Raw genomic sequence first — 12,427 nt, forward strand, 5'->3', positions numbered from 1 at the left:
ATGAGAGGAATTGCGAGGCAAAAATGAGACACCCTTTGACCATATCAATCCGCAGGATTGACCGGGAGAAGGGTAGTTGAATTTTTGCCAATTTCTGTGTTCGGCAGTCGGTCAACCCAGTCCTCTACTATTTGGGTTACTGTTTTATCTTTACCTGCTGCATACGCCCTTAACTTATTCAATCGGCGTTCGGACATCCGCACATTTAATCTTGTCGTTTTCATGCTTACGTTTACCCATCGTTGTCACATCTATGCTATCATATCTTTAACAGGAGGTGAGAAGCAAGTGAAAACGGCATACCAATACAAACTACGTCCAACAAAGCAACAAGCGCAAGAAATAGACCGATGGCTGTCTATGTGTTGCGCTCAATATAACTATTTGCTGGCAGATAGATTTAATTGGTACGAGCAAAATCGTTGTCCAATCAATGCCTGTCCACTTGTTTGTCATCTCCCAGAACTACGAGACAACCCTGAATATTTTGGACAAAAAAGAACACTCCCTAAGTTAAAACAGACTCACCCTCATTACAAAGATGTTTATTCCGACGTTTTGCAAGATGTAGTCAAACGAGTGAAAACAACCTTTGACCGATTCTTAAAGGGCGATAGCAATGGGAAACGTAGTGGCAAACCAAGGTTTAAGTCTCGTAGTCGATACAGAACTTTCTTGTATCCAAGGATTAAATATGACTGCATAAGCAACGGCAAAATATTGTTGCCTAAACTAGGAAATATTAAAGTTATTTTGCATCGTTCTTTGCCGGATGGTTTCAAAATCAAAACCGCATCTATCACCAAAAAAACTGATGGTTATTATGTAACCCTTAGCTTGGAAGATGAAACAGTCCCAACAATTAAGCCTGACTTTAATCCCGATTCCATCACTGGAATCGATGTTGGTTTAAAAGAGTTTCTGACAACTTCCGAGGGCGAAACTGTTGCTATTCCTCAACAATACCGCAAATCCCAAAAACGTTTACGGGTTATCCAAAAACGTGTTTTTCGTCGTAAAAAGGGGAGCAAACGAAAATTAAAAGCGGTAAAACAGTTGAGTAGGCAGCACAAAAAAGTTGCTGATAAACGCAAATATTTTCATTTCAAAAATGCTAACAACTTATTGAAAAAATATGATGTTGTTGCTGTTGAAGATTTGAATGTTAAGGGACTGGTACTTACCCGATTAGCAAAGTCTGTACTTGATGCTGGATGGTCAAACTTTCTGTCGATACTGACAAACAAAGCTGAAAATGCTGGTTTGTTGGTTATCCCGGTTAAAGCGTCCGGCACAAGTCAAAATTGTTCTAATTGTGGCGTTAAAGTTCCTAAAAAGTTGCATCAACGCTGGCACGATTGTCCTGATTGTGGGTGCAGTCTTGACCGTGACCATAATGCAGCCATAAATATAAAGAATAGAGCGGTGGGGCATCCCGTTCTTAAAGCCAAGAGTCTCCTAAGCAATAGCCGGATTGTCTTGGAAGCCTACACTTACTGCGAAGCAGAAGTGTAGGAGTATGTCACTAAGAATATACCGGAAATTCACGATTTCAATCGGATGCTGCGGACGCTTGTCGAGGAGTATGGCGATCGCCTTTTGATTGGTGAACTGTATAAGTCCCTCGAGGAAATTATCAAGCACTATGGCTCAAATGATGAAATTCATTTACCACTCAATTCGGAATTGATGTCAGTCCGATGTCAGTGGAGTGCAGAGTGCGTCCGAGAAATTGTCGATCGTTATGAGAGACTGTTGCCTGAAGGTGCATGGCCTAATTGGACATTGGGGAATCATGACAAGCATCGCGTCGCCAGCAGAATTGGGATTCCTCAAGCCAAAATTGGCATGATGCTATTGCTCACCCTGCGTGGGACACCAACAATCTACTACGGAGAGGAACTGGGAATGGAGGACGCCTGGATTCCCTCCGAACACATCCAAGATCCTTGGGAAAAAAAAGCTCCCGGTATTGGGGTTGGGCGGGATTGCGAGCGCACACCGATGCTCTGGGATAGTTCTGCTAATGCAGGTTTCTGTCCGCCCTCAGTATAGCCCTGGTTACCCATCACTCATGACTACAGCAATATCAACGTTGAGGCACAAAAGCAAGACTCCCGGTCATTCCTCTCACTAACCCGCGCGCTGTTGCACTTGCGTCGGCGACAACCAGCACTACAGCTTGGTGACTACGTTTCTTTATACTCACCATCACAGCTGTTCTGCTATCGACGCTTTGACGAGACATCGGATCTGGTTGTGGCATTGAACTTCAGTTCACAATACCAGAAATGGGTATTACCGATTGAGTTTCGTAACCAGTCAAAAGTTCTCCTCTCCACATTTATGGATCGCCAGGGTGGATGCGTGGGAGATACCCTTGAGCTACGAGGAAATGAAGGTCTGATCCTCGAGCGTAGCTATCAATCACAATCACCTCATACGAAGGAGAAAAGATGAGCTATTAATCTGTTGAAACTGTACGATCGCTAGATTTTTGCAACCTCCATCCTGTCAAACTATTCCCACGAGTCATTATTATTATGAGTACTGAGCGCACAATCGTTTTCTCCACAAAGCATCAAGTGACCATGAAAGATCAGATTACGCCAGATATTGGCAAAGATTCGGTTTTCATGGATTTATTTCAGCAGGTAAGTCCCTATACAATGACCAGCGTAGAGGCACTCTTTGCGCTTTATACAGCGGTGAATTATGTACTCGATCGCGAGATACCCGGTGACATTGTAGAGTGCGGAGTTTGGAGAGGAGGAAGCGCGTTACTGGCAGCCTTGATTTTGAAAGCGCGAAATGTTAGCGATCGCAAGCTATACCTGTATGACACGTTTCAGGGTATGCCAACCCCCACCGAATTTGACGTGGACAAATATGGACGTACCGGCTTTGAAATGATGGAGCAATATGGGGACGATATTGGTTGGTGTTACGCTTTATTGGAAGAAGTTCAAGCCGCTTTCTCCGTCCATAATTTTGAGTTTGAGATTCAGTTTATTCAAGGCGATGTCCTTGAGACATTGGAAAAGATTAAGCCAGAAACCATCTCTGTGCTGCGTCTAGATACCGATTGGTATGAATCCACTGCTGTTGAGTTTCAGCTTCTCTACCCTCGCCTCTCGACCGGAGGCGTTCTAATCGTTGATGACTATGGCTGTTGGGCAGGATCGCGCAAAGCTACTGATGACTACTTCCGTGAGGTGCCAAGACCAATGCTGACACGCATTGATAAGGAAGTGCGGCTTGGAATCAAGATCTAGACCGATGATTTCTTAGTAAACTATAGCTCTTAAACCAATGAGTTATATCATGTCCGGTCGATTACCCATAATTAGCAGCCGGGACACGGCATTATTAACGTTATTTGTTTGTCCGAGATATCTATGATGCCGTGTCCCTACGCAACAACGGGGTAAGGTTTTTTTTATGGGCAATTTAACGGACATGATATTACAAACAAGGGGCTTAAGCCCTTTGCTTGATGGCATATGGTGTACCTTACAAGTTGAGGAGTTGCTATGTGGGGGGTAGTGAAATCTGATGAAAATTAATGCAAAAATGGAGCCTGATAACAGAAGCGATCGCTCTTTAGAAAAGAATTCCAGCTATGACTATAATTTAGAGGGGATTAGAGGACTTGCTGCACTTTCAGTCGCATCATTTCATGTTTTGTTTCTCAAAAACTTTTTAGACCCTACCTACCATCCCAATATTTATTTTGGTTATTTACAAGCGGGAAGAAGTGCTGTTTTATTATTTTTTGTTCTCTCAGGCTACGTCATTGGCTTAACAACCACAAAAGAGTTCTCAATTCAGCAGCTTCGTAACTATATATCACGCAGATCTATTAGAATTTTACCAATTTATGTCATTGCTATTTGTTTGGCATTATTGGCTGAACCGAATGAAAAATTAAGTATAGTTTTAGGAAATTATTTTTTTTACAAAATTTTGATAAATACTTTTCTTTTTCCCTACCTCCTTTAGCAGGTGATGGAGCTGTATGGAGTTTAAATTACGAAATTCTATATTATTTAGTTTTTATTTTAGTCTGGTGGTTGCGACCTAAAATCTTAGATTTATTTTTAGGTGATCTTCTAATCAGTGTTCTTGGCTGGTTTGTTCCGTTATTTCCACAGTTTATTTCCGGTTATGCATCCGGATGGATTTTTTGGTTGAGTGGACTATTATTATCATGGAAAGTACCACCATCTAGTCAAAAAAAATCAGGGTTTTCTTTTATTAGTTATCTTTTATTATTTAATGCTACAAATCATTTTTTCACATGTAAATTGATTTCAAACGATCCAGTTTTTCCCGGTATGGTAAGTTTGGTTGACCTAACAATTTTGCCAATCTGTATATTAATAATCTGTGAAATTACAGGTCGCTATTTTTCTGGTTTTATTTATTTGTATTTACTCTGTTTCTTGCTACCTATCTTTCACCTAGTTTGGATAGTTTTGAATGGACAGGTTTTTCAAGACCCTCAGTTGGTAGCAGCATCTTTTTTCACTATACTTGCAATTTTATTGCTTAAATGTGAGACATCTGCTAACGACTTAAAAAAAATGACTTTTATGGGTCGTATTTCTTATGCATTCTATCTATTACATATGCCGATTGCGATACTAATGCATAAATACTTTCCTTGGCAGGGAACAGTTTTGAGTTTTTTACTAGGTGTATTAATTTGGCTTGTTATAACAATAACATTATCAAGTTTTCTAGAGCTTGTTGTACAACCTAAGATTAAATACTATCTAAGCACATCCTTGTTATTAGAAATAATTGCTCGGAGAACAATGGCTGTTGATACTGTATCTATCGAACTTAAAAAAGAGGTAAAATCTAATTAGGCAAAGGCAGTGTTATCGACAACTTGCGGATGATTGCATCCATAGAAACTGAGATGGTCAGTATCTAGAACGTACAGAGTCATCACTCGGCTTCTTGCTTGTGCAACACTTGTTCACAGCGATCGCGTTCCCTAAGTTGCGCTTCCAGCACAGCATAAGCTCGCTCCAACTGGACTACCTGCGACGGCGAGGTTTGCGATCGCTGACAGGTTTTCCAGTCTAACTCATGCTTTGCTCTAGTCCTAACAGATAGAGGGAGATATGTTGCCCAATTTTGTAAATACAGCGCCCGGTGCTATTCGTAACCCTACTTTCTTCTCTTTTGCAACTCACAGATATAAAATTCCTCAAGTCGTTGCATGTGATTCTTGATGTCGTATTGTTGGGCACAGAGAAAAGCGTTGTTAGCGATCTTTTCTCTCAGGTGCGAATCGCTTAAGAGTGCTAATATCCCTTCGGCAATTTGATCGCTGTTCTTGTAATCAACAACCCAGGCATTCTCTTTGTGTACAGCATGATCCAAAGCACTACCGGCAAGGGTAATAACCGATGGAACTCTGGAAAGCATGGCATCTACATACACCTGCCCAAACGTCTCTTGAATAGAATCGGTAGGGGCATGGACAAAAACATCAAATAATTTGAACAAAGCGAAAAGGTCTTCTTCAAATGGGATTTCAATATAGCTATGATCGGGTAATTGCGCCAACTTGTCTGTGATGCTGATAATGTCCTCGTATTGAGGTGCAACAATGTCTTCTTTGCGCGCATTACGCTTTTGCTCCTCGAATCTGGCACGATTTACATGTGTACCGGAAAGAACTAACATTGCATTGGGATAAGCTTCGAGAACCTGCTTGTGTGCTTCAATGACGTATTCAAGTCCTTTCCATCTGACATACCGCGCCGCCACACCGATAACAGGACCGTGATGATTGGCTAGATATTTAGTTCGCAATTTATCAATGCGCGAAGTCTCTACATTCTCAAATTCACTGACATCAAATCCCGTCGGTATAAGTGTGATTTTATCATCAGGTATGCCGTCTTCTATCATGCCTTGCTTGCTTTTATTGGTAACAGCAATCACATTGGTGGCACATTCCCATATCAAGCGATGCTTGCTGGGAGCATGACGCGAATAGTATTTAATCGAAGGATGTTCTCTGGTGAAGATTCTTACTGGAACATGGGCGTAATAAGCTGCTTGCATCCCAGCCAAGCTTCCCGCAAACCAATGAGTCTGAACAATATCAGTCTGATTTTTTATCAAGTGTTCATAAAGAAATTTGACTATTTCTGGGGTATTGCTATAGTCCTGAAAGGAAGTAACAGTACAAGGAATATCCATCTGGTTTAAAAAGGAGATTATCGGATCGCCTTCATTGAGAATGACATAGTCAATTGCGAACTTATTCTTATCGATATATTTGGCAACCAATTCAAAGGGAACCCAACGAATATGGTGCGTGAAGATATAGGTAATTTTAATTCTTTGCTCTGCTCTGGTCATAACTGGTAGTCTTTGTATAGGTGATTGGGGATGTCCATTAGACTTCTCCAATAATTCTTGTGGGATAGGCGTCTCGCCTGTCTTTGAGGTTGTTTTTTGTCGAGTTCCATTAGGCTTCTCCAACAAACAAACTCTCCCGCGATCGATCCCATATTATAATCGAATTTTGCAACAAACAAACTCTCCCGCGATCGATCCCATATTATAATCGAATTTTCCGCTGAATAAAATGAGCCTACTACGGGAATATATAGAAAAACATCCCTCACAAACCAAGAGACTATTGGGGATTGACTATGACCAATTAATGGGACTAATTACTCATGCAGAATCTGCGATCGAAGCCGGAGGTAGTAGGCCACCCAAACTAGGGATTGCGGCTCAAATTCTTTTTACTTTAGTATACTTGCATCATCTCCCTACATTAGATTTCCAGGAGATAAAGCTTATGTAGGAGAACCCAGAATTGATTATCCTCATAAAACAACTAGAATTCAAGATATTACTCCAGCTCAAAATCAGGAAAATCAAGCGAAAGAAAAAAAAAGGATTTTGTCGAACATTTAATTAGACTGAGGCGGGAAAATTTTTAGAATATCAGCAGAAATATTTCGGTTAATATCGGACAATTATGAAGCAGTAATTCAGATGGTATGTGGATTAAGAAGATGGCGGATAGCCGCGATAGTTATTTGTACAGGACTTACGCAAGATCGTTGGCAGAAACCCGGTTTCGACCGTCGTTCGCGCCGCGGAAGGTAGGCATATCTCTCGCAACCAAACCAAAGATTTTTCGGATCGCCCTTAGTTTCTTTGCGTAAGTCCTGTTGTAGCTAAAAGCATGTCAAACCAGATTGAAAGAGTGGCAGACAGTCAATAAAATTTGGTCAGTTTTTCGGGAAAAATCCTCAAACCCTGAGCTGATATTTGTTTTGGACTGCCTCCCCTTTGAGAGGCAGGCAGTGCAAAACCAACTGGGGAGAGACTTTGGCAGTTATTGTCGAGGTCTAATGCACTTGTTTCTCATAAACAAAGCAGTTCTAATCGCCTGATTAATCAGGCCATATTGCTCTACTTTGCCTTTGAGTTTAAATTCCTACACTAGGATTGAGTTAACCATCCTTACGCTATCATTCTAGCGTAGCTTATCTGTTCGTGAAGCCTGACGGCGAATAAATTCACCGCGTCCCATTTCATCCACCGTGATTTATCCGGTGAATGAAATGGGACCGATTTTCTTTAGGTAATCAAACGGAGATCGTAAGACAGTCAATGCAGGCGATCGCCACGTTTATTGGGTAGCGATCGCCTGGGGATCGATGTTGTCTAAACCTGAACCCAAACTGATACGGAACCGCCCAGACAGCGGAATTCACCCCAGCCCCATTCGTTGGTGTATACGGGTTCTTTAATGTGTTCCGTCAAGTCAATAAAAGTCGCATTAGGTTTACCGACTTCCATCCACTTGAAACCTGCCTGACCATCGCTCATAATCACTGCCATTGCTTTAGGATGATTTTCATCGCCTAAGCGCGTCCAACCGATGGTATTCCAATGATCGAAATAGTCGTATTGAGGTCCATAAGCGTAGTGCTGACGCGCATAAAGAAACTTATCAATTAGCCAACGGTGATCGGGCATAAAAATCTTGTAACGATTTCCATCCCGTCCCCAATCTTCGTATTCCGCGCCGTAATAATCAGCGTAAAATACACAAGGATAGCCTTCTCGTCGCAACAGAATCAGGGCGTAAGCTAAAGGTTTAAACCAAGGTTCAACAACGGATTCTAAAGCTTGTAATGGCTGGGAATCGTGATTTTCTACAAACGTAACCGCATGAGTGGGACGCTGTTGCATCATCGTTCCATCTAAAATGCGCCGCATATCGTAGTTGCCACCCGATTTACTGGCGTAATGGAAGTTATAGTGCAGCGGCACGTCAAACACTGAGATCCTGCCGCCAACTGTATTGACGTACCAATGCAGAGTATTGACATTGTTAAACCAATACTCGCCTACTGCAAACAGATCTTTCTTAACGTGTTTTTCCAGTTCATCCAACCAGATGGGAAAGAACCAGGCTGAAATATGTTTGATGGCATCAAGACGGAAGCCATCTACATTTGTGGTGTCGAGATACCACTTGCCCCAATGGGTGATTTCACCGCGTACCCATTGATTTTGGTAATCTAAATCGCACCCCATTAAATAAGCAAAATTACCTTTTTCCAAGGAGACGTAGTCGTCGAACCGTTTCCCTTCTAGCAAATATACGGTACCGCGATCGCTCGGATTATATTCGTTATAATCCACCCCATCAAAATGCCACCAATGCCACTCAAAATTCGAGTACTTCTGCCCACGTCCGGGGAAAGTAAAATGGGTGTGACATTTGATTTTTTGCAGTCCGCCTTTGGGGTTGATGCGATCGTCTTGCGAGTAAGGTGTTGCTAACGGTGTCTCCGTCGCATCGGCACCCATTTTGTGGTTCAGCACTGCATCCCCATAGACTTGAATGCCTTGCGCTTGCAGTGCTTTAATCGCATCGGTATACTGCTGACGAGTGCCATACTTGGTGCGGATAGTACCTTTCTGGTTAAATTCCCCTAAATCGAACAAGTCATAGACGCCATATCCAACATCGCTTTTTCCCGCGATTCCTTTATAAGCAGGTGGCAGCCAGATCGCGGTGAAACCTGCATCTGCTAGTTCCTGGGCGTTATGTTTAACCTTATCCCAAAGCGTTCCATTATCAGGAATGTACCAGTGGAAGTACTGCATCATCGTGCCGTTAAGGTCTGCCATGCCGTTCTCCTGCGATCGCACTTCGGGATTGATTGCTCCATCATGGCCTTACGGCGGGCTAAATGAAAAGATTAGTAAGACCCTGACTCAGAGTGTAGGTGAGCAGGTAATATCATGTCCTTAGGCATCGGTTGTGCAAGTGGACACGATCTAATCTCTTCATTTCTTCTGCTAAGGCGGCGGCGACCCGACCGGAGATGATGGGGACGCGGATATCGAGGCAGCGATCGATCTGTCTGATTCCAGTGGCATTGAAACGAATCCCAGGAGTTGTCGAAAGTAACTTTTCTCACATCTCGTTTCTCGTTCCCAGGTTCAACCTGGGAACGAGATCCGGGAGGTTCTATCTCCCTTGGTGCAAGATCTGAGTTTTTAGACTTTTTTGTCCGCAAATCAGTCTTCCTGTTCCCTGTTCCCTAAAAATTTTTAGTGTGACACTTGAGGATGCGGAAAGTGAGTAATAACGCAAGTTGCTAGTGATAAACAAGGGCGTTGCTAATTGCAAGCTTGCTAATTGTTAATATAGGATTTTTACCAATCTCGCCATTAGCCATTAGCCATTAGCCGCTGCAAGAGAGATAACTAGCAACTTGAGTTAATCAGGCACTACAGAGTATCAGGCGAGACTGAAGTCATTGGCAGAGAAGTTTGCCAGGTTCGCCAAGCCAGCATTTCCAGCCTGATTGTTCAGATTCGCCAGAACACTGATGTCACCACCATCACCAAGGTCTTTGGAGTACACTAAGCGGCTGATACCAAGGGTGGTGTTGAAATAGACAAACACGCCTTCATCTGAGGTAATCTGGTTGTTGTCTGCAATAGCTTTCGCGGCGGCACCGGCGGCTGGGAATGGGTTAAGCAGCACGATGACGTTGCTATTGCCAGAGATCTGGGAGGAGTTCCCCTTCAAGAAGATGATATTGTCAATGCCAAGGTCGCTGGAATCGAGGACGAACTGATCTTTCCGGATTTCGTAATCGGTAATGATATCTGGCTGATTCAAGACGTTGATTCCGGTGTTGCCAGCGGGTGCTGGTGTACCGTTAGCGAAGGGGTTACCAGAATAGACAAAGCGATCGTCGCCCCTGCCGCCGGTGAGGGTATCAACCCCGTCTCCACCAAAGATAATGTCATCCCCTATGTCACCCAGGATCTTGTCCTTACCAACTCCCCCATCCAGGAAATCGCTGCCGCTGCCGCCATCAATTTGGTCATCCCCTGCGTCACCGAAAATCAAATCCCGACCGCGATCGCCCTTGAGGGAATCATTGCCCCCACCGCCCACAATCAGGTCATCCCCAATGCCGCCATTGAGCAGGTCATCCCCTCCCTTGCCAAAGAGAATGTCATCCCCTTCCTTACCATCTGCCACATTATTCTGGTCATTACCCAAAAAAATATCGTCCTTTCGAGAACCGCTGAAGTCTTCTCCTGAAGCAGGTTGGTTGTTAATATGGCTTTGAATGATTTGTGTTGAACTTGTCATGGTTAGCTCCTGAATATGAATTCACAACCCGACTGGTTCTGCAAGTAGATACCTTGAATCGTACAAGTTCAAAACCGGCATAAACATCTGAAAAAAGTCTTGAATCCCCCTGCAACTAAATAGATAAATTCCCTCTGACTTTCGTAGCCAAACTAGGTATATTTCTCTATGACTTTCGTCAGAGGCTTTAGCCCCTGGGTCAACGAAAGTTGTAAACTCACGCCCTGTGTCCCTCTAGGCAGGGAATTAGAGATATTAATAAATAAAACGTCTGGACTCAGCTATTGCTATGATTTCCATCCTGAAATTCCAACCCAATCCCATTCGTTTATTGCTCTATACAGAATGGGTGATGCTCGCCAGTTGCGCTTCACTCGCTGTGATGGAACTCCTAGATCTAGGGTATTTACCCGTTCAACACATTCTCATCCTTGCCCTGCTCGGTCTGATGGGTTTGAGGTTGCCGAGCGGTTCAACTTCAGTCAAAGTGTTATATACCACCATCGAAGTGGGCTTGGTTTTTTACGGCACAGTCTTAGGCTATCTCCACATCTTGCCAACACTGTACCTAATTGTAGTTATCCGCAGTTGCTTTATCTTTGAATTGCCGGGTCGTTGGATAGTTGCGAGTTTGTCTTTTATCTTGTTTACCTTGCATCAGGTACAGTACGTCAAAAGCATTACCCCACTTGTAATGCCCGAGGGACTGCATCGGTTCTGGATGCATCAATTATCCGAACTTCTAATGTTTGCTTTGGGATTGTTATTTGTGATGCAGTTTGTCAATACATTGATAGCTGAGCGCCGAATGCAGCAACAACTTGCCCTAGCTCACGAGCAACTGCGAGAGTATGCCTTGCAAATTGAAGACTACGCAGCGGTGCAAGAGCGCAACCGCATCGCCCGCGATATTCATGATTCCTTGGGACAGGCGCTGACGGCACTAAACATTCAACTGCAAACAGCTGCCAAACTTTGGCAAGTTAACCCAGAGCAAGCCAAATCATTTCTAAAACAGGCTCAACGACTGGGAGAAACGGCAATCAAGGAGGTACGTCAATCTGTCAGCGCTTTGCGGGTGGATGCGCCGGAAGAAAAGCCTTTGGCAGCAGAGATCGCATCTTTGGTAGAAGATTGTCGTCAAGCCACTGGCATATCTATTTCTACCCGTATTAACCTGGGTGCTACTCTACCACCACCAGTCGTCAAAACCCTCTATCGACTCGTACAAGAAGCCTTAACCAACATCTGCAAACACGCACAAGCCACAGAAGTACAGATTCAGCTAGATGCTACCCCAGAACAGGTGTCCCTCACCGTTGAGGATAATGGTAGGGGATTCAATTGTGACTCAAAAACCACGGGGTTTGGACTCCAAGGAATGCGAGAACGGGTAGCAGCCTTGCAAGGCAACTTCGAGCTGAAAACTGAACCGGGCGCTGGCTGTCGGATTACTGTTGAGCTGCCTTTAATACAGGTTGCAAAATGATGGCCAATAGGAGCATCTCAGTTTAGCTCAAACGTGCCGTAGCCTCACACTGTACGTGCAGCGGAGCGTGTTGAGATGAATGCGAGCGTTCCTCTGGAGTGCAGGAGTACCGATGCCGTATCGAATCAGGCAAGGGAAATCTGCAACGACGAAACGAGCAAATCGCTTGTGGTATCATTCAATCATCTTGACACTCCCTGCCATAAGCAAAAACCAAGTTAAAAGGTACAGTTGTCAAGAAAAAGTATGGGTCTTGGGAA

12 protein-coding genes are annotated in these 12,427 nt (G+C 43.6%); 8 read left to right on the forward strand and 4 right to left on the reverse strand.

Going from position 1 to position 12,427, the window contains the following annotated elements; all coding sequences use genetic code 11:
• Nucleotides 1-44 precede the first annotated feature (44 nt).
• A complete protein-coding gene (locus ACE1CM_RS05285; RefSeq protein ID WP_374876352.1) occupies nucleotides 45-224 on the reverse strand; it encodes a hypothetical protein in 180 nt (59 codons plus the stop codon).
• Nucleotides 225-288: 64 nt separating this feature from the next.
• Between ACE1CM_RS05285 and ACE1CM_RS05290 the strand changes: the two genes are divergently transcribed.
• From ACE1CM_RS05290 to ACE1CM_RS05315, 6 genes are all read left to right on the forward strand, one after another.
• Entirely contained in the window at nucleotides 289-1,515 is a 1,227-nt protein-coding gene (locus ACE1CM_RS05290; RefSeq protein WP_374876353.1) for an RNA-guided endonuclease InsQ/TnpB family protein, read from the forward strand.
• 18 nt (nucleotides 1,516-1,533) lie between these two features.
• A complete protein-coding gene (locus tag ACE1CM_RS05295; RefSeq protein ID WP_374876370.1) occupies nucleotides 1,534-2,055 on the forward strand; it encodes an alpha-amylase family glycosyl hydrolase in 522 nt (173 codons plus the stop codon).
• Between the two features lie 99 nt (nucleotides 2,056-2,154).
• A complete protein-coding gene (locus ACE1CM_RS05300; protein WP_374876354.1) occupies nucleotides 2,155-2,460 on the forward strand; it encodes a DUF3459 domain-containing protein in 306 nt (101 codons plus the stop codon).
• Nucleotides 2,461-2,591: 131 nt separating this feature from the next.
• On the forward strand, nucleotides 2,592-3,275 hold the full coding sequence (locus ACE1CM_RS05305) for a TylF/MycF/NovP-related O-methyltransferase (RefSeq protein WP_374876355.1): 684 nt from the start codon (nucleotides 2,592-2,594) through the stop codon (nucleotides 3,273-3,275).
• Nucleotides 3,276-3,555: 280 nt separating this feature from the next.
• Complete coding sequence (locus ACE1CM_RS05310; RefSeq protein ID WP_374876356.1) at nucleotides 3,556-4,002, forward strand: acyltransferase family protein; 447 nt, start codon at nucleotides 3,556-3,558, stop codon at nucleotides 4,000-4,002.
• A gap of 71 nt (nucleotides 4,003-4,073) precedes the next feature.
• Nucleotides 4,074-4,874 carry a hypothetical protein gene (locus tag ACE1CM_RS05315; RefSeq protein ID WP_374876357.1) on the forward strand — a complete coding sequence of 267 codons (801 nt, stop codon included), beginning with the start codon at nucleotides 4,074-4,076 and terminating at the stop codon, nucleotides 4,872-4,874.
• Nucleotides 4,875-5,181: 307 nt separating this feature from the next.
• On the opposite strand, the gene ACE1CM_RS05320 is transcribed toward ACE1CM_RS05315, so the two are convergent.
• Nucleotides 5,182-6,387 (reverse strand): glycosyltransferase family 4 protein, encoded by a 1,206-nt coding sequence (locus ACE1CM_RS05320; protein WP_374876358.1) that lies wholly within the window; start codon nucleotides 6,385-6,387, stop codon nucleotides 5,182-5,184.
• A 229-nt stretch (nucleotides 6,388-6,616) separates the two neighbouring features.
• On the opposite strand from ACE1CM_RS05320, the gene ACE1CM_RS05325 reads away from it, so the two are divergent.
• A complete protein-coding gene (locus ACE1CM_RS05325) occupies nucleotides 6,617-6,841 on the forward strand; it encodes a hypothetical protein (RefSeq protein ID WP_374876359.1) in 225 nt (74 codons plus the stop codon).
• An 872-nt stretch (nucleotides 6,842-7,713) separates the two neighbouring features.
• Here the strand turns inward: ACE1CM_RS05325 and ACE1CM_RS05330 are convergent.
• Nucleotides 7,714-9,192 (reverse strand): alpha-amylase, encoded by a 1,479-nt coding sequence (locus ACE1CM_RS05330; RefSeq protein ID WP_374876361.1) that lies wholly within the window; start codon nucleotides 9,190-9,192, stop codon nucleotides 7,714-7,716.
• A gap of 616 nt (nucleotides 9,193-9,808) precedes the next feature.
• Nucleotides 9,809-10,678: a calcium-binding protein gene (locus tag ACE1CM_RS05335; RefSeq protein ID WP_374876362.1), complete on the reverse strand. Its 870-nt coding sequence runs from the start codon at nucleotides 10,676-10,678 to the stop codon at nucleotides 9,809-9,811.
• Nucleotides 10,679-10,967: 289 nt separating this feature from the next.
• On the opposite strand from ACE1CM_RS05335, the gene ACE1CM_RS05340 reads away from it, so the two are divergent.
• The gene (locus tag ACE1CM_RS05340) at nucleotides 10,968-12,167 is read left to right on the forward strand and encodes a sensor histidine kinase (RefSeq protein ID WP_374876363.1); all 1,200 of its coding nucleotides are present in this window, start codon (nucleotides 10,968-10,970) and stop codon (nucleotides 12,165-12,167) included.
• Nucleotides 12,168-12,427: the final 260 nt, after the last annotated feature.

The sequence above is a fragment of the Microseira sp. BLCC-F43 genome, assembly GCF_041929235.1.
GTDB lineage: Bacteria > Cyanobacteriota > Cyanobacteriia > Cyanobacteriales > Aerosakkonemataceae > Microseira.